Genomic DNA, 16,841 nt, shown 5'->3' with positions numbered 1-16,841 from the left:
CCGCCACGGTCAGGCGATCGAGCGGTCAGGCACTCACGCCGCGACCGGGACGGGCTGCGCGTCCTGCTTCTCCCGCTCCGGCTCGTCCAGCGGCGAGCTGTGCGCCTCGTCGTACGCCTTGCGGTCGAGCAGGCCCTCGCGGGCGGCGACGATGACCGGGACGAGCGCTTGGCCGGCGACGTTGGTCGCGGTGCGCATCATGTCCAGGATCGGGTCGATCGCGAGGAGGAGGCCGACGCCCTCCATCGGCAGGCCCAGCGTGGACAGGGTCAGCGTCAGCATGACCGTGGCGCCGGTGAGGCCGGCCGTGGCGGCGGAGCCGACCACCGACACGAAGGCGATCAGCAGGTAGTCGCCGATGCCGAGGTGGATGTCGAAGATCTGCGCGACGAAGATCGCGGCGATCGCCGGGTAGATCGCGGCGCAGCCGTCCATCTTGGTCGTCGCGCCGAACGGCACGGCGAAGGACGCGTACTCCTTCGGCACGCCGAGGCGCTCGGTGACCTTCTGGGTCAGCGGCATGGTGCCCACGGACGACCGGGAGACGAAGGCCAGCTGGATGGCGGGCCAGGCGCCCTTGAAGAACTGGAGCGGGCTGGCCTTGGCGACGGTGGCGAGCAGCGTCGGGTAGACCACGAACAGGACGATCGCGCAGCCGACGTAGATGTCGGCGGTGAAGGTCGCGTACTTGCCGATCAGGTCCCAGCCGTAGGTGGCGATGGCGCGGCCGATGAGGCCGACGGTGCCGAGCGGGGCCAGGCGGATGACCCACCACAGGGCCTTCTGCAGGAGTTCGAGGACGGACTCGCTCAGGTTCAGGATCGGCTGGGCCTTCTCGCCGAGCTGGAGGGCGGCGATACCGGCGACGGCGGCCATGAAGACGATCTGGAGCACGTTCAGCTCGGTGAACGGCGTGATGACGTCGGTCGGCACGATGCCGGTCAGGAAGTCGATCCAGGAGCCGGTGTGCTCGGGCTTGGCGCCGTCGGCCGGGGTGAGGCCGGTGCCGGCGCCGGGGTTGGTGACCAGGCCGATGACGAGGCCGATGGCCACCGCGATCAGCGACGTGATCATGAACCAGAGGAGGGTGCGGGACGCCAGGCGCGCCGCGTTGTTGACCTTCCGCAGGTTGGTGATCGAGACGAGGATCGCGAAGAAGACGAGGGGGGCGACGGCCAGCTTCAGCAGGCCGATGAAGGTGCCGCCGATCTTGTCCAGGGTGGTGACCAGCCAGGAGAGGTCCTGGCTGCGGGCCAGCCAGCCCAGCAGGACGCCGAGGACGAGACCGGCGATTATCTGGGCCCAGAAGGGCACCTTGAAGGACTTGGTGAGGGAGGACACGGACAAGCTCCGTAGGGGGACGGGACGCGGGGACGGACGCGCAGCGCTGACGTGGAGAACGACGGGATGAGAAGGGACGTCAGGGGCGACAGTTCGCGGACGCGCACCGACAGAGGTCCACGTGCAGGCGCGCCACGAGCCCGAGGCTCGGCGGTGTGGCGGGCGCGGCTGCTGACTTCATGCGTATGACTTTAACACCTATGCTTTGGGACCCCCAAAGCCTCACTTTGAGAGGCTGGAGTGGTCCACTGGCCGTAAAACGTAAAGCGCCCCGGTTTCCTGTGATTCGGAAACCGGGGCGCGCGAGCGCGTGTCGGTGACTAGGAGGTCTGGCCCTGCGCGCGGGCGGTGTCGTCGGCGAGGTCCTCCTGGCCGCGGCTGGCCTCCAGGTTGGCCTTCATGCGGTCCACCCGCTGCACGACCTGCACGGAGGCCCGGTCCCGCTCCTTGCGCAGCACCACGAAGCTGATGGGGGCCGAGAGGACCAGGGACAGCAGGACGATCCACATGCCGTTGGAGTCGCCGAGGCCGCGCGGGAACACGCCGGCGTAGACGAGGCCCCAGACGGCCACGAGGCAGCCCACGAAGATCCCGAGGCGCATCAGCGTGTAGCGGAGCATCTCAATCCACTCTTCCGTTTGGGGGAGGCCAGAACGTACCCAAAAGGGCACCGTCCAGTGAAGCACGCCGGGGGCCGCCCGCCACAGCCGGGGTCCCGCGCTCAGGTCAGTGGCAGCAGCATCGTGATGTCGTCCCGGTCGTCGCCCGGCGCCACCCGTATCGCGCCGGGCACCCGGCCGACCTCCTTGTAGCCGCAGGAGGCGTAGAACCGCTCCAGACCGAGGCCGCCCCGGCAGGTGAGCCGGATCGCCTCGATGCCGTCGCGGGTGCGGGCCGCGTCGGCGGCGGCGGCCATCAGGTCCCGGCCGTACCCCCGGCCCTGGTGGCGCGGGTGGACCATCACCGTGTAGAGCCACAGCCAGTGGGTCATCAGCCGGTGCGTGTTGAGGGCGAGGAACGCGGTGGCGGCCACCTGCCCGTCCTCGTCGTGCCCGACGAGCAGCCGGGTGCGGCCCTCGGCCATGGCCACCATGTGCTTGACCAGTTCGGGGCGGATGTCCTCCCGGGTCACCGGCGGTACGAAGCCGACGGAGCCGCCGGCGTTCGACACGTCGGTCCACAGGCCGAGAACGCCGTCGCGCAGCTCGGGGGTCAGGGCGGGGTCGAGCGTGAAAGTAAGGGACACACGCCCATAGTAACTATTACCTTCCCGGCCTCGGGAAGGGGTTCACGACAAGGCCCGTGCCGCCACCTCCAGGTCGGAGACCAGGCCCCGGTAGGCGCTCTCCCGGTCGTCCGCCCGCAGCACGGCCGACGGGTGCACCGTGGGCACCAGCGTCTCGGGCCGCCCGTGGATCTCCTCCTCCAGGACGGTGCCGCGCACCTGCGTGACCCGGAAGGACGGGCCGAGCAGCGCCTTTCCGGCCGTGGCGCCGAGCACCACGATCAGTTCGGGCTCCACCCGGGCCAGCTCGGCGGCCAGCCACGGCCCGCACGCCGTCATCTCGCGCAGGGTGGGCGCCTTGTGGATACGGCGCTTGCGCGGCTCGGCCTGGGTGAACTTGAAGTGCTTGACGGCGTTGGTGACGTACGCGTCCGCCGGGTCCAGGCCGGCTTCGGCCAGCGCCCGGTCGAGGAGCTTGCCGGCGGGGCCGACGAACGGCCTGCCCTGGCGGTCCTCCTGGTCACCGGGCTGCTCGCCGACGAGCATGACGCGGGCGTCCGCTGTGCCGGCGCCGAACACGGTCTGCGTGGCGTTCCGGTGCAGGGGGCAGCCCCGGCAGCCGGCGGCGGCCTTGCGCAGTGCGGTCACGCCGCCGCCCTTCGGGACGAAGGGCTCGGCGGTGTAGTCGTCCTCGGGTGCGCGGATGCCGGACATGCGGCTCGGGTACCCGCCGCGGCGGCACGGACTCATGCCGGGCGCGGGTGGGCTGTGGCTGGTCGCGCAGTTCCCTGCGCCCCTTTCAGGGGCGTTCAGCGGTCGTGCCCCGAAGGGGCGCGGGGAACTGCGCGACCAGCCCCCACCGGCCCGCAGCCGGCGATGAACCGGACGCCCCTTGTTCAGACCCGCATCGGCTGCGGCGAGTCACGCCGCGCCGGGTCGGGCCCCTCGAACTCCCGGATGATCTCGTAGCGCGTGTTCCGCTCCACCGGGCGGAAGCCCGCGTCGCGGATCAGGTCGAGCAGGTCCTCACGCGTCAGCTTGTTCGGCGTGCCGAAGTCGTCCGCGTCGTGCGTGATCTTGTACTCGACGACCGACCCGTCCATGTCGTCCGCACCGTGCTGCAGCGCCAGCTGCGCCGTCTGGACGCCGTGCATGACCCAGAAGACCTTGACGTGCGGAACGTTGTCGAACAGCAGCCGCGACACCGCGAAGGTCTTCAGCGCCTCCGCGCCGGTCGCCATCTGCGTCCGCGCCTGGAGCCGGTTGCGGATCTTCCCGTCCTTCAGGTCCACGAAGTCGTGCTGGTAGCGCAGCGGGATGAAGACCTGGAAGCCGTTCGTCTCGTCCTGGAGCTCGCGCAGCCGCAGCACGTGGTCCACGCGGTGGCGGGGCTCCTCGATGTGGCCGTAGAGCATGGTGCACGGGGTCTTCAGACCCTTCTCGTGCGCCAGACGGTGGATGCGCGACCAGTCCTCCCAGTGGGTGCGGTGGTCGACGATGTGCTGCCGCACCTCCCAGTCGAAGATCTCCGCGCCGCCGCCGGTCAGGGACTCCAGACCGGCGTCGATCAGCTCGTCGAGAATGTCGGAGGCGGACATCCCGGAGATCGTCTCGAAGTGGTGGATCTCGGTGGCCGTGAACGCCTTCAGCGACACGTTCGGCAGGGCGGCCTTCAGCTCCCGCAGCGAGCGCGGGTAGTAGCGCCACGGCAGGTTCGGGTGCAGGCCGTTGACGATGTGCAGCTCGGTGAGGTTCTCGCCCTCCATCGCCTTGGCGAGCTTCACCGCCTCCTCGATGCGCATCGTGTACGCGTCCTTCTCCCCCGGCTTGCGCTGGAAGGAGCAGTAGGCGCAGGACGCCGTGCACACGTTGGTCATGTTGAGGTGCCGGTTGACGTTGAAGTGGACGACGTCACCGTTCTTCCGCGTCCGCACCTCGTGCGCGAGGCCGCCGAGCCAGGCCAGGTCGTCCGACTCGTACAGCGCGATGCCGTCCTCGCGGGTCAGGCGGACGCCCGCCCGTACCTTCTCCTCCAGCTCGCGCTTGAGCCCGGCGTCCATGCGATACCTCTTTCTCCGACAGAATCCGTAAACCGTACTCCCCCACCCTTCGGGCGGGCGGACCCCCGAACGGCGCTCCGCGCCCCGGCTACTGGACCTCTTCGGGCAGCTCGCCCACCCGGTTCTCCCACTTGGTGGAGAGCACGATGGTGGTACGGGTCCGCGAGACGCCCTTCGTGCCGGACAGCCGGCGGATGATGCTCTCCAGGCCGTCCACGTCGGCCGCGCGCACCTTGAGCATGTAGGAGTCGTCGCCGGCGATGAACCAGCAGTCCTCGATCTCCTGAAGATCCCGCAGCCGCTGCGCGACGTCCTCGTGGTCGGCGGCGTCGGAGAGCGAGACGCCGACCAGGGCGGTGACGCCGAGGCCGAGCGACGCGGAGTCGACGGTGGCCCGGTAGCCGGTGATGACACCGGCCGCCTCCAGCCGGTTGATGCGGTCGGTGACGCTGGGTCCCGACAGTCCGACGAGGCGTCCCAGCTCCGCGTAGGAGGCCCGGCCGTTCTCCCTCAGGGCCTGGATGAGCTGCCTGTCCACCGCGTCCATGCGATCGAAGCCTTCCACTGAAGAGGTCTGAAGATACCTGTGGGGGGGAGATGGTGCTCATGTGGTGCTCGTGCTCAGCCGGTGGTGCGTGACCCTCCGCCGAGCTCGCCGCGCCAGCGGCGATACAGGCCGTGTTCCACGCCCGCCGCGTCGAGGACGCGTCCGGCGACGAAGTCCACCAGGTCCTGGATGTGCGTCGCCCCCGCGTAGAAGGCCGGGGAGGCGGGCACCACGCTCGCGCCCGCGTCGTCCAGGGTGACCAGGTGCCGCAGGGTCCGGCCGTCCAGCGGGGTCTCGCGTACGGCCACCACCAGCTTGCGCCCCTCCTTCAGGGTCACGCTCGCCGCCCGCTGCAGCAGGTCCTTCGACAGCCCCAGCGCGACCCCGGCCACGCAGGCCGTGGAGGCGGGCACGATCAGCATGCCCTTGGCGGGGTACGACCCCGAGGACGGCCCGGCCGCGAGGTCGCCCGCGCTCCAGTGCCGTACCCGGTCGCCGTCGAGGTCGACGTCGAAGGTGTCCGGCTTGCCGTCGGCTCCGCGGGCCAGCCACTCGCGCAGGTCCTGCTGCCAGTGGGCGTCGCGGAAGGAGATGCCGGTCTCGTCGAGCAGGGTGAGCCGCGAGGCCCGGCTGACCACCAGGTCGACGCTCTCGCCGGCCGCGAGCAGTGCCCGCAGCACGGACGCCGCGTACGGCGTACCGGATGCCCCCGACACCCCCACGATCCAAGGCGCACGCTGCGTCTGTCCTGGCTTCATGATGTCGAGCCTAGCCGCAGGCTCCGAGTATTCAGACGGTGAGGCCCCGAACCAGCAGGTCGAGCAGCGCGCACACGAACAGGGCGATGCCGATGAAGCCGTTGACGCTGAAGAACGCCCTGTTCAGGCGGGACAGGTCGTGCGGCCGGACGATCGTGTGCTCGTAGACGAAGGCGCCCGCGACGATCAGCAGACCGAGCCAGAAGAAGACACCGGCGCCGGTGGCGACGGCGTACCAGGCGAACAGGGCCGTGGTGACGGTGTGGCAGGCACGGGCACCCCAGATCGCCGCGGGGATGCCGAAGCGGGCCGGGACCGACTTCACGCCGACCTGCCGGTCGGTCTCGACGTCCTGGCAGGCGTAGATCAGGTCGAAGCCGCCGATCCAGATGCCCACCGCGAGGCCGAGGATCACGGCCTCCCAGGACCACGCGCCGCTGATCGCCAGCCAGCCGCCGACCGGGCCCATGGCCTGGGCGAACCCGAGGATGGCCTGCGGGAAGTTCGTGAACCGCTTGCCGTACGGATACACCACCATCGGGATCACCGCGATGGGCGCGAGGGCGAGGCAGAGCGGGTTGAGCAGGGCCGCCGCGCCGAGGAAGACGACGAGGGCGACGAGCGCGCCGGTCCAGGCGTGCTTGACCGACATCGCGCCGGTGACCAGTTCCCGGTGGGCGGTGCGCGGGTTGCGGGCGTCGATCTCGCGGTCGATGATCCGGTTGACGGCCATCGCGAAGGTGCGCAGGCCGACCATCGCGACGGTGACCAGGAGCAGCCGGCCCCAGTGGATGTTCTCGTCCCACTCGTACATCGCGGTCAGGGCGGCGATGTAGGCGAAGGGCAGCGCGAACACCGAGTGCTCGATCATCACCAGGCGCAGGAACGCCTTGGTGCGCCCCGGCTGCTGCGGCAGCGCGGCGGAAGCCGACGTCACAGTCCGTACTCCTTCCAGCGGCGGTCGACCTTCGCCGCCGTATCCGGGTCGGACAGCACCATGTCCGGCCAGCCCCCGTCGCGCGTGTACCCCTCCTCGGGCAGCTTCTTCGTCGCGTCGATGCCCGCCTTGCCGCCCCAGAACTGCTGGTAGGAGGCGTGGTCGAGGTGGTCGACCGGGCCCTCGACGACGGTGAGGTCGCGGGCGTAGTCGGTGTTGCCGAGCGCGCGCCAGGCGACCTCGTGCAGGTCGTGGACGTCGCAGTCGGAGTCGACGACCACGATCAGCTTGGTCAGGGACATCATGTGCGCACCCCAGATGGCGTGCATCACCTTCTGGGCGTGTTTGGGGTACTTCTTGTCGATCGACACGATCGCACAGTTGTGGAAGCCGCCCGCCTCCGGGAGGTGGTAGTCCACGATGTCCGGGACGATGATCTTGAGGAGCGGGAGGAAGAAACGCTCCGTCGCCCGCCCCAGCGGGCCGTCCTCCGTCGGCGGGCGGCCGACCACGATCGACTGGAGCAGCGGACGCTTCCGCATCGTCACGCAGTCGATCTTCAGGGCCGGGAAGGGCTCCTGGGGCGTGTAGAAGCCGGTGTGGTCGCCGAAGGGGCCCTCGGGCAGCATCTCGCCGGGCTCCAGCCAGCCCTCCAGCACGACCTCGGCGTTGGCCGGGACCTGGAGCGGCACGGTCTTGCAGTCGACCATCTCGATCCGCTTGCCCTGCACGAAGCCGGCGAAGAGGTACTCGTCGATGTCACCGGGCAGCGGCGCGGTGGAGGCGTAGGTCACTGCGGGCGGGCAGCCGAAGGCGATGGCGACGGGCAGGCGCTCGCCGCGCCGGGCCGCCACCTGGTAGTGGTTGCGGCTGTCCTTGTGGATCTGCCAGTGCATGCCGATGGTGCGCTTGTCGTGGCGCTGGAGCCGGTACAGGCCCAGGTTGCGGATGCCCGTCTCCGGGTCCTTGGTGTGGGTGAGCCCCAGGTTGAAGAAGGAGCCGCCGTCGTCGGGCCACGTGAACAGCGCGGGCAGCCGCTCCAGGTCCACGTCGTCGCCGTGCAGGACGACCTCCTGCACGGGCGCGCTGTCGGACTTCACCTTCTTCGGCGGCACGTGCGCCATCGCGCCGAGCTTGCCGAACGCCTCGCGCATTCCGACGAAGCCCTGCGGCAGCTCGGGGCGCAGCAGCCCGCCGATCTTGTCGGAGATGTCGCTGTAGGACTTCAGGCCGAGGGCCTTGAGCAGGCGCCGGTCGGTCCCGAAGACGTTCATCGCGAGGGGCATGTCGGAGCCCTTCACGTTCTCGAAGAGCAGGGCGGGGCCGCCGGCCTTGTTCACCCGGTCGACGATCTCCCCGACTTCCAGGTACGGATCCACCTCGGCCTTGATGCGCTTGAGGTCACCCTCGCGCTCCAGCGCCCTGAGCAGGGAGCGAAGATCGTCGTAAGCCATGCGGTCCAGTATCCCCGAGCGGCTACGCTGGCCCTGTACCTGGGGGCCGTGATGCGTCCCCGCCCACCGCTTGAGCTGGAGAGGCCCCATGCTCCGGGTGCTGATGTTCCTCGTGCCACTGGCGTTGAGCGTCTACGCGTTCATCGACTGCATCAGCACGAAGGACGCCGACATCCGCCACATGCCCAAGCCGCTGTGGGCGATCCTCGTCCTGCTGTTCCCGCTCGTCGGCTCGATCTCCTGGCTCATCGCGGGCAAGAAGCGGCACCCGGCCGGCACGGCGTTCGGACAGGGCGGGGGACGGCGGCAGTGGGTCGCGCCGGACGACAACCCCGACTTCCTGAAGTCCCTCGGCGAGGACCGGGACAAGGACAAGGACACGGACACGGGTACGGACGGCGACAAGGACGAGGATCCCCGGCGGGACTGAGTCAGCCCCTGTCCCGGCGCTGGGACGCGGCGCCGGACGCGCACGGCTGTGAGGACACACCGCCTCCGAAGGCCAGGTCGAGGCAGCCGTCGTTGAAGACGCTCCTGAGGGCGAACGTGCCGGAAGCCGCGGTGCCGCCGTCTCCCGAACCGTCCTCCAGCGGCCCGGCTCCGCTGCCCGCGAGGCCGAATCCGGCTTCCCCGTTCACGCTCTCCCCGTTCACCGACCGGCCGGACCGGACCCGTGGCCGTACGTTCCCCCCCCCGGGTCGTACGGACGGACACGGGTCCGGCCAAGGGGCCAGTCTGTACCATCGCGGCCCCGGATTGAAAGACGCTTCTAGAAACTGGTTTCAGCTGCGTGCGTACGAACCGAGTCCGACCAGGCAGTACACGTACTCGTTGATCGCCGCGCCGTTGAGGGTGTAGCGGTAGGAGAACGCGTACTCCGTACGGGAGTTGCTGTTGCACTGGCTCAGGTCTGACGTCATGGGGAAGGTCTGGATCACCTGGTAGTGGGCGTCGGACGCGGAGCAGTCCACCTCCTCCACGTCGTCGACCTCCTGGGCGGTCGTGGAGTCCGGCAGCGTTCCGTTGAGACAGGTGCCCGAGTCGAACGGGTCGGGGGCGGCGCTCTCGGTGGCGTACGGGTCGTCGTCGGTGTACGGATCGTCGTCGACCGGGTCCTCGGTGTACGGATCCTCGGTGTACGGGTCCTCCATGGCGGTCTCGTAGGGCACGGAGCTGACAGGCGGGGCGACGCCGGGTGCGTCGTTGTCGGCGCTGCCGCAGCCGGTGACCGACAGGGTGAGCAGCGCGGCCGCGACGGCGGCCGCCGACGCCCCCGCCCGGGCGCGCATCTCTGATGCAGACATGCGCACAGTGTGCGTCGGCAGGCCGCCGACCGGAGTATGTTTCTAGAAACGTCCTCTAGAAATTCACCTGCTTCGTGACGACCGGACCCTTGCTTTACGCTGGTCGTCACGGTCCCCAGGAGAAAACGGTCGCCTCATGAGTCCCAAGCAACAACGTGGTGAGGCCACCGTCGAGCTGCTCCTGGACGCCGCCCTGCGGGTGTACGGCGCATCGGGCGAGCAGGGGCTGACCGTCAGCGCCGTGACCAAGGCCAGCGGTGTGAGCCTGGGCAGCCTCTACCACCACTTCGGCAGCGTCGACGGCCTCGTCGACGCGCTGCTGATGCGGTGGCTGGAACGGCTGCTGGGCGAGATGGTCACCGCGCTGGAACGTTCACGCACCGCCCGGACCGGCATCCGTGCCCTCGTGCGCGCTTATCTGTCCTTCGTCCGGGAGCACCCGGACGCGGGCCGGCTCCTGCACTCGTCCCACGCCGACCGCCTCGGCATGGTCCAGGCCAAGCAGCTCCGTGACGCCCAGGAGGCCAGGCTGACGCCGCTGGCCGAGTGGCTCCAGCGGTACGTCGACAAGGGAGAGCTCGCCCCCCTGCCCCCTGTGCTCATCGAGACCCTCGTCCTCGGCCCCGTCATCGGCGCGTCCCGCCGCTGGCTGGCCATCGGCGACATCGACCTGGACGAGGCCGCCCGCGTCCTGCCGGAACGGATCTGGCGCTCGGTGAGCGCGGACGGGGAGTGAACGGGCGGTGCGCCGTTCAGGCGTCCAGACAGATGATCTGCACGACGTGGACGCACTCGCTCCGCACGACGACCTGATACGTGCGCATGCCGCCGGGGTCCACTTCGGCGAGGAAGACCCGCGGGGCGTTGCGCGCGGCTTCCTCGGCGCCGAAGGCGTACTCCCAGCTCCAGCTCAAGTGCGGACTGCCTTCTTCCTCGGTGGCCAGGCCCTCGCGGGGAGTGCTAGTCCCCGTCGAGGGCTGACATATGTCAGCGGTTCTTGCGCTGAGCGTAAGAGAGTTGACCGTGCCCAGATCCAGCCCAACCGATGATGTTCACCCAGGCGAGTGAGCCGAGCCGTGGGCGGGAGGGGTGGGGCTTGGTGGGGTTCTTTCTCCCCACAGTCCTTTGGGAGTTACCGCCCGCGGGACCGAAGCCCGGAGACCCGGGTCCCGGTGAACGCGGCCCAGGCGGCACGGCCGACGACCAGGACGGGGCCGTCAGGGTTCTTGCTGTCGCGGACGGGGACGACGCCGGGGAATCCGGGGGCGATCTCGATGCAGTCCCCGCCGTTGGCGCCGCTGTAACTGCTCTTGATCCAGGTGACCGCGCTCAGGTCGTGGCTGTTCATGAGGCTCGTACCCTTCCATCACGTCGCTGATCAGAGCGGCGGACTCAGGGGCTGACAGCGCGTCCGCCCGGAGCACATCATAGGTCGCGTTGTGGCGGGTGAAGAGGGCCGGATCATCGCTGAAGTGGCCACGGTCCAACGACTCCGAGTACACCCACCGCTCACCGCCGGGCAGCTCGATGAGGGACAGGGAGGTGTCCGGGCGGTCTACATCCGGACGGCTCAACGGGACTACCTGAACACGGACGTTGGGGAGCCGGCCAACGGCCAGCAGGTGCGCGCACTGCTCGCGCATCACCGCCGGGCCTCCCACCACATGGCGCAGGCAGCTCTCGTCCAGGACAACGACGTAGAGCGGTCCGCCCGCATCGTAGAAGCGCCGCTGGCGGCTCAACCGTGCCCGCACACGGTCCTCCACCTCGGCGGGATCCACCAGGCGCCGGGCGAACAGGGCCGTCGCGTAGCCGGGTGTCTGCAACAAGCCCGGAACCACCTGCGTCTGGTACGCCCGAAGGGCCACCGCCTCCGCGTCCATACGCGCCCTGCGCTCGAACCAGTCCGGATGCTCCACCTGCGGATACCAGTCGATCCGCCCCCACAGCCGCGCCAGCACCCCACCCGTGCCCAGCAACTCGTCGCACGTCTTCGCGAACGTGTCCTGCGGCACCCGCGTCCCCGCCTCCACGCGCGCGACGTGCGAGCGGTCGCACGGGATGCGGGCCGCCAGCCCGTCCTGCGTCAGCACCGCCGCCTCGCGGAAGTGCCGCAGCACCTCGCCGAAGACGGCGGCCGTACTCGCGCCCGAGCCACCGGCGTTGCGTCGTCCCACGAACGAATCCCCCTTCGTGACAGTCGACGAGTGTCACGCGCCGAGCGTTGCCCCCGACGATTCCCCTGCGCGACCCTCGATACACCCAGAGTGACGGAGGCTGAACGATGGAACCGGGAACGCTCGTCTACGACCCGCGCACCCACAGGGTCGGCGAGTACCAGGGGAAGGCGGGCCCGTACGCGATGCTGCGCCCGGTCGGCGGCGGCCGGGAGTGGCAGGCGGACCCGGCATCGGTGCGGGCGGCGACGCCGGAGGAGCGGCTGAGCGCGGGCGTACGGGCGGCCAACGACCGTTCCGTGACCGGCCTGCTGGGCGTACAGCCGCTGATCGTGGTGGGACCACCTCCCGTCCCGGTCGACGGGTGCGCCGGGTGCGCGGAGCTGGCCGCCCGGCGCGAGGCGGCGCGGGCGGTCGGCGACGGCAGCGCGGAGACGGACGCCGACGTCCTGCTGGACCGGCATCTGCGGGGCGAACACGACGGACGGCGACGGCTGTTCCGGTACGTGCCGTACACGATCCGGCAGGACCCGTCGGCGCGACCGGAGTACGAGGCGCGCTGCGTGTCGGGCGACGAGGCGGACTGCGGAGCCTCCTCCGGACCGCACCCGGGCCCGGAGGAGGTCGAGGAATGGCAGCGCCGGCACACCCAGGAGACGCGGCACCTGCGGTACCGAAGAAGCTTCGCGGACTACGCGGTCCTGGAGAGACTGCCGTAGCCCCAGGTCGGAAGTGGAGAAGGCTGCCGGGACTCGGAAGGCGCGGGGCCGCACGCTTGCCGGTGTCCGGCCTTGAGGAACCGCAGCCGGGCGGACAGGCTGAGCGGGCGGCAGGGGTCGCGTCGACGTGGGCAGGGGGCTACGGGGATGAAGAAGCATGTGCCGTTCTTCCGGTGGGTCGTCGCGATCGGCCTGGTACTGATCGGTTGTGCCGTGGGCCTGTACATGGCGGCACCGGACTACCCCGAGCTGCAGCAGATCGAGCTGACCGTCCTGGAGGAGGCGCCCGACGGGACGTGCACGGTTCGCTGGACGGATCCGTTCGGAGGCAGCGAGCGGGAGGGGCCCTACCTCTGCGACGCGGAGCGGGACCCGCTGCTGAAGGCCCCGGAGTACGAACCGGGCACCGACCTCGGCTGGGACACGGGTTTCGTCATCGCCGAGGGACCGGACAAGGGCGATCTGTACCCCCTGTGGCAGGAGAGCTCCGGCGGATCGAGCGACCTGCCCGACTCGTTGCTGGCGGGTGGGCTGCTCATGACGATCACCGGTGTCGTCGGCGGGAACATCCGCTCGCTGTACCGTCTGAGCGGTGTGCGCCCGGCAGTCGTCCGCCGCGCGGAACTGCTGAGGGAAGCCGCCGTTCGGGTGACGCGGGATCACGCGCGGGCTGTGGAAGCGGTGCGGAGCGCGTGGGAACCGCTGCACCAGGACCTGGTCCGCGAGCGGTTGGGCCGGATTCCGGTCGCGCGGCTTCGGCGTACCGCCGGAAGGCGCCTGCCAGCGAAGGAGCTGGAGAAACACGGTGTCCGCAGCGTGCGGGACGTGCTCGACACCGGGGCGTGGGGTGTGGCGCAGGACTGCGGTGTGGGGCGGCGCACGGCCGAGACGGTGTGGGAGGCCGCGCGGCGGACGGCAGACGACATCGCCGCGGACACGACGGTACGCCTGGACGCCGACCGGCCCGGTCATCGGACGGTGGCGTTGCTGAACGCTCTGCGGGTTCTGGTGGAGGCCGGACCGGCGGCGCGGGAGATCGCTCAGGTGGGCGGCGCTCTGGCCAGGGAACTGGAGGAACGGCTGATCGATGCCGCGCCCGCCTCGGGGTGGAGGCGGATGCTGGACGCGGGCGGCGAGGAGCGCCGCCGTGCGGCGACGGCCGTGGCCGGGCTGCGCACGCTGCTGGACGAAGCCGAACGCGACGGCCTCCCCCAGCAGTTCGCACAGGTGTCGGTCGACCTGTTGAGAGGGGCGGACGGCGATGCGGCGGGACTGGCGGCGCGGACCGACTTCGAGACCCGCCCAGCGGTGTACTACGACCTCCTCGCGGAGATCGCGACACGGGCGACGCCAGTGCACGTACCGGGGCGACGGGTTTGAGCCCTCATCGGCACGACGAAGGCCGGGTTCCCCTGACCTGGGTCAGGGGAACCCGGCCTTCACCGGGAGGGCTCAGAAGCCGACGGACTGGAGCGCGCCCAGGCCGACGTCGGCGTAGGAATGCTTGCCGGAGACGAAGATGTTCACGCCGTAGTAGTTGAACAGCCAGCAGGCGAACGCGGCCAGGGCCAGGTAGGCGGCCTTGCGGCCCTTCCAGCCGGCCGTCGCGCGGGCGTGCAGGTAGCAGGCGTAGGCGACCCAGGTGATGAAGGACCAGACTTCCTTGGGGTCCCAGCCCCAGTAGCGGCCCCAGGCGTCGCCCGCCCAGATGGCGCCCGCGATGATCGTGAACGTCCACAGCGGGAAGACGGCGGCGTTGACGCGGTACGCGAACTTGTCGAGGGACGCGGCGGCGGGCAGCCGGTCCAGCACCGAGTTGGCGAACCGGCCGGGGGTGCCGCCGGTGGCGAGCTTGTTCTCGAACGAGTCCTTGAACAGGTACAGGATCGTGGCGACCGCGCCCACGTAGAAGACCGCGCCGCAGAAGATCGCCGTGGAGACGTGGATGTACAGCCAGTACGAGTGCAGCGCCGGGACCAGCTGGTCGCTCGCCGTGTACAGGACCGTGACGGCCAGGCCGAGGTCCAGCAGGACCGTGGTGGCCAGGGGCAGACCGAGCCAGCGGATGTTCTTCTTCAGCGCGAGCAGGATGAGGTACACACCGACGACGACCGTCGTGAGCGTGATGTTGAACTCGTACATGTTGCCCCACGGCGCCCGCTTCACCGACAGGGCGCGCGTGAGCACACCGCCCGCCTCGATGGCGAAGGCGAGCACGGTGAGCGAGATGGCGATCCGGCCGTAGAGGTCGCCCTTCTCGGTGCCGCCGTGGGCGCCCGGCCCGTCGGGCACGTCACGGGAACCGGCCGCGGAGCGCACGACGACCTGGGGCCGCTCCAGTACGGCGGTGCCGCCGGCCTTCTTCACGGTGACGGCCGGTGCGCTCTTCGCCTCGGCCGTGGCGGTGAGCGCGGCGGCCGTGCGGCCGACCTTGCTGCGGCTGCCGAGGAGCCATTCGGCGATGTGGGCGAAGAAGGCCAGGGTGTAGACGGCCATCGCGGAGTAGATCAGCGTGTTGCTGAGGTTCGCGAGATGCTCGTTGGTGGCGGCGGCCAACTCCGTTGCGGCCTCTGTTGCGGCGGCGAGAGTCACTTCTCAGCCCCTTCGGCAGGTACGACTCGGGGATCGGGGTTTTCGGGATCGGCGTCGGCTTCGGGGGCGCCGGGCGCCTGCTCGTACAGGATCCCGGCCAGTTCGCCGAGCTCCTCGGGCACCTTCGCGGACTCGCTGCGGCCGAGGCCGGCCATCTCGACGACCGTGACACCGTCGGCGCCCTTGACGGCCCGCACCCACACGCGGCGGCGCTGGATGAACAGGGACCCGGCGAGGCCGAGGATGGCGACGACGGCACCGCCGAGCGCCCAGCCGCTGGCGGGCTGCCGGGTGACCTGGAAGTTGGCCCATTCCTGGACGCCGTCGAAGGTCACCGTGCCGGCACCGTTCGGCAGGGTCATGGTGTCGCCGACCTTGAGCTGCTTCTTGAACAGCTCGCCGTCGGAGTCCTTGAACTCCTTCAGGTTGGTCTTGTCGAGCTGGTAGATGCTCTTCGGGAAGCCCGCGTCGACACCGAGGTCACCGTGGTAGGCGGAGAGCGCGAGCATCGGGTTGAGCAGCGCCGGGAAGGTCGAGAACATCGCGCTTCCCTTGCCGCCGTACGTCGGCAGGAAGAACGCGTTGAAGCCGAGCTGCTCCTTGACACCTTCGGCGTTGCGGTAGCCGTCCCGGACCATGACGGCGCCGGAGGAGGTGACGTTGGAGTCCAGCGGCAGCAGCGCCGTCGCCTCGTGGTCCATGACGACGTCGCCCTTGGCGTCCTTGACGGTGAGGACGGGCGCGTAGCCGTGGGCGGTGAGGTAGACCTTCGAGCCGTCGAGCTCCAGCGGCTCGTTGACCTTGATGGTGGTCGGCTTGTCCTTGCCGTAGGCGCCCTCGCTGTAGGTGACCTTGGCCTCGTAGACGCGCGGGGTGCCGCGGTTGGGGCCGGTCGCCTCGTAGGTGCCGTGGAAGTCCTTCAGGGTGAAACTGAAGGGGGCCAGGTCGTGGTCCGGGTCGAACAGGTTTCCGGACTTGAAGTCGTCGTACTGCGTGAGGGTGTTGGAGAAGCCGTCGCCCTCCAGGATCAGCTTGTTGCCCTCGTACTTGAACAGCTGGCCCCAGGCGAAGGCGATCAGCATCACGATCAGCGCGATGTGGAAGGCGAGGTTGCCGGCCTCGCGCAGATAGCCCTTCTCGCCGGCGACGGCGTCACCGACGGTGTGGGCGCGGAAGCGGCGCTTCTTCAGCACCGCCAGCGCGGCCTCGCGGACCTGCTCGGGCTCGGCCCCGGTGCGCCAGGTGGTGTAGGCGGGCAGCCGGGTCAGGCCCCGGGGGGCGCCGGGCGGGCGGCCGCGGAGCTGGCCGACGAACTGCCAGGTGCGCGGGATGATGCAGCCGATGAGGGAGACGAACAGCAGGATGTAGATCGCGGAGAACCACACCGAGCCGTACACGTGGAAGAGGCCGAGCTTGTCGTAGACCGGCGCCAGGAGGTCGTGCCTCGCACGGAAGTCGTCGACCTTCGTGGCGTCGATGCCCTCCTGCGGGATCAGCGACCCGGGGATCGCGCCCAGCGACAGCAGCAGGAGCAGCAGCAGCGCCACCCGCATCGAGGTGAGCTGCCGCCAGAACCAGCGGACCCAGCCGACGACGCCGAGAGCGGGGAGGTTCGGTGCGTCCTCCTGGGGGGCGGTGGAGAGCTGGGAGCCGGCGGCGCCGAGGTCCGGGTCGTCGCCGGCCCTCGGGGTGTTCCCCGGCACCGTTTTCGAAGTGCTGCTCATCGA

21 protein-coding genes are annotated in these 16,841 nt (G+C 70.0%); 4 read left to right on the top strand and 17 right to left on the bottom strand.

Features of this window, described 5'->3' with window-relative positions:
• Positions 1–33: 33 nt before the first annotated feature.
• The 10 genes from ACIRG6_RS35535 to ACIRG6_RS35490 all read right to left on the bottom strand — a co-directional run bounded on the left by ACIRG6_RS35535 (position 34) and on the right by ACIRG6_RS35490 (position 8,322).
• Complete coding sequence (locus tag ACIRG6_RS35535; protein WP_318213913.1) at positions 34–1,347, bottom strand: dicarboxylate/amino acid:cation symporter; 1,314 nt, start codon at positions 1,345–1,347, stop codon at positions 34–36.
• Positions 1,348–1,420: 73 nt separating this feature from the next.
• Positions 1,421–1,522, bottom strand: a complete 102-nt coding sequence (locus ACIRG6_RS35530; RefSeq protein ID WP_350720957.1) for a putative leader peptide — start codon at positions 1,520–1,522, stop codon at positions 1,421–1,423.
• Positions 1,523–1,661: 139 nt separating this feature from the next.
• Positions 1,662–1,961, bottom strand: a complete 300-nt coding sequence (locus tag ACIRG6_RS35525) for a DUF4229 domain-containing protein (RefSeq protein WP_239765363.1) — start codon at positions 1,959–1,961, stop codon at positions 1,662–1,664.
• A gap of 101 nt (positions 1,962–2,062) precedes the next feature.
• Entirely contained in the window at positions 2,063–2,587 is a 525-nt protein-coding gene (locus ACIRG6_RS35520; RefSeq protein ID WP_403325968.1) for a GNAT family N-acetyltransferase, read from the bottom strand.
• A gap of 42 nt (positions 2,588–2,629) precedes the next feature.
• A complete protein-coding gene (locus ACIRG6_RS35515) occupies positions 2,630–3,280 on the bottom strand; it encodes a UdgX family uracil-DNA binding protein (protein WP_403325965.1) in 651 nt (216 codons plus the stop codon).
• Positions 3,281–3,462: 182 nt separating this feature from the next.
• Positions 3,463–4,626: an aminofutalosine synthase MqnE gene (mqnE, locus tag ACIRG6_RS35510; protein ID WP_239765360.1), complete on the bottom strand. Its 1,164-nt coding sequence runs from the start codon at positions 4,624–4,626 to the stop codon at positions 3,463–3,465.
• An 88-nt stretch (positions 4,627–4,714) separates the two neighbouring features.
• On the bottom strand, positions 4,715–5,173 hold the full coding sequence (locus tag ACIRG6_RS35505) for an Lrp/AsnC family transcriptional regulator (RefSeq protein ID WP_239765359.1): 459 nt from the start codon (positions 5,171–5,173) through the stop codon (positions 4,715–4,717).
• A gap of 74 nt (positions 5,174–5,247) precedes the next feature.
• A complete protein-coding gene (locus tag ACIRG6_RS35500; protein ID WP_350720951.1) occupies positions 5,248–5,931 on the bottom strand; it encodes a UbiX family flavin prenyltransferase in 684 nt (227 codons plus the stop codon).
• A gap of 31 nt (positions 5,932–5,962) precedes the next feature.
• Entirely contained in the window at positions 5,963–6,868 is a 906-nt protein-coding gene (gene mqnP, locus ACIRG6_RS35495; protein WP_318213906.1) for a menaquinone biosynthesis prenyltransferase MqnP, read from the bottom strand.
• Positions 6,865–8,322 carry a menaquinone biosynthesis decarboxylase gene (locus tag ACIRG6_RS35490; RefSeq protein WP_239765356.1) on the bottom strand — a complete coding sequence of 486 codons (1,458 nt, stop codon included), beginning with the start codon at positions 8,320–8,322 and terminating at the stop codon, positions 6,865–6,867. The genes mqnP and ACIRG6_RS35490 overlap by 4 nt, the downstream gene beginning before the upstream one ends.
• An 88-nt stretch (positions 8,323–8,410) precedes the next feature.
• Here ACIRG6_RS35490 and ACIRG6_RS35485 point away from each other — a divergent pair, with 88 nt between their 5' ends.
• The gene (locus tag ACIRG6_RS35485) at positions 8,411–8,752 is read left to right on the top strand and encodes a PLD nuclease N-terminal domain-containing protein (protein WP_364681920.1); all 342 of its coding nucleotides are present in this window, start codon (positions 8,411–8,413) and stop codon (positions 8,750–8,752) included.
• 1 nt (position 8,753) lies between these two features.
• On the opposite strand, the gene ACIRG6_RS35480 is transcribed toward ACIRG6_RS35485, so the two are convergent.
• Positions 8,754–8,960 carry a hypothetical protein gene (locus ACIRG6_RS35480; RefSeq protein WP_364681922.1) on the bottom strand — a complete coding sequence of 69 codons (207 nt, stop codon included), beginning with the start codon at positions 8,958–8,960 and terminating at the stop codon, positions 8,754–8,756.
• A 144-nt stretch (positions 8,961–9,104) separates the two neighbouring features.
• A complete protein-coding gene (locus ACIRG6_RS35475; protein WP_403325958.1) occupies positions 9,105–9,626 on the bottom strand; it encodes an LppU/SCO3897 family protein in 522 nt (173 codons plus the stop codon).
• Positions 9,627–9,762: 136 nt separating this feature from the next.
• On the opposite strand from ACIRG6_RS35475, the gene ACIRG6_RS35470 reads away from it, so the two are divergent.
• Positions 9,763–10,362, top strand: a complete 600-nt coding sequence (locus ACIRG6_RS35470; RefSeq protein WP_403325955.1) for a TetR/AcrR family transcriptional regulator — start codon at positions 9,763–9,765, stop codon at positions 10,360–10,362.
• 16 nt (positions 10,363–10,378) lie between these two features.
• Here the strand turns inward: ACIRG6_RS35470 and ACIRG6_RS35465 are convergent, their stop codons facing one another.
• The 3 genes from ACIRG6_RS35465 to ACIRG6_RS35455 form a co-directional block, all read right to left on the bottom strand.
• Positions 10,379–10,540 carry a hypothetical protein gene (locus tag ACIRG6_RS35465; protein WP_364681926.1) on the bottom strand — a complete coding sequence of 54 codons (162 nt, stop codon included), beginning with the start codon at positions 10,538–10,540 and terminating at the stop codon, positions 10,379–10,381.
• Between the two features lie 218 nt (positions 10,541–10,758).
• Positions 10,759–10,896: a DUF397 domain-containing protein gene (locus ACIRG6_RS35460; protein WP_318216318.1), complete on the bottom strand. Its 138-nt coding sequence runs from the start codon at positions 10,894–10,896 to the stop codon at positions 10,759–10,761.
• Complete coding sequence (locus tag ACIRG6_RS35455; protein WP_364681928.1) at positions 10,844–11,803, bottom strand: helix-turn-helix domain-containing protein; 960 nt, start codon at positions 11,801–11,803, stop codon at positions 10,844–10,846. Before ACIRG6_RS35455 ends, ACIRG6_RS35460 begins: the two co-directional genes overlap by 53 nt.
• A 107-nt stretch (positions 11,804–11,910) precedes the next feature.
• On the opposite strand from ACIRG6_RS35455, the gene ACIRG6_RS35450 reads away from it, so the two are divergent.
• Positions 11,911–12,522, top strand: a complete 612-nt coding sequence (locus tag ACIRG6_RS35450) for a DUF7848 domain-containing protein (RefSeq protein ID WP_364822397.1) — start codon at positions 11,911–11,913, stop codon at positions 12,520–12,522.
• A 147-nt stretch (positions 12,523–12,669) separates the two neighbouring features.
• On the top strand, positions 12,670–13,902 hold the full coding sequence (locus ACIRG6_RS35445; RefSeq protein ID WP_403325950.1) for a hypothetical protein: 1,233 nt from the start codon (positions 12,670–12,672) through the stop codon (positions 13,900–13,902).
• A 72-nt stretch (positions 13,903–13,974) separates the two neighbouring features.
• On the opposite strand, the gene ccsB is transcribed toward ACIRG6_RS35445, so the two are convergent.
• Both ccsB and resB read right to left on the bottom strand, forming a co-directional pair.
• A complete protein-coding gene (ccsB, locus tag ACIRG6_RS35440; protein ID WP_403326040.1) occupies positions 13,975–15,018 on the bottom strand; it encodes a c-type cytochrome biogenesis protein CcsB in 1,044 nt (347 codons plus the stop codon).
• A 92-nt stretch (positions 15,019–15,110) separates the two neighbouring features.
• The gene (gene resB, locus ACIRG6_RS35435) at positions 15,111–16,838 is read right to left on the bottom strand and encodes a cytochrome c biogenesis protein ResB (protein ID WP_364681934.1); all 1,728 of its coding nucleotides are present in this window, start codon (positions 16,836–16,838) and stop codon (positions 15,111–15,113) included.
• Positions 16,839–16,841: the final 3 nt, after the last annotated feature.

It is taken from the genome of Streptomyces flaveolus, from assembly GCF_044765825.1.
In the GTDB taxonomy this organism is placed as follows: Bacteria; Actinomycetota; Actinomycetes; order Streptomycetales; family Streptomycetaceae; genus Streptomyces; species Streptomyces flaveolus.
Note: the sequence above shows the minus strand (reverse complement) of the source record. Positions and strands in the feature narration are given on the sequence as shown.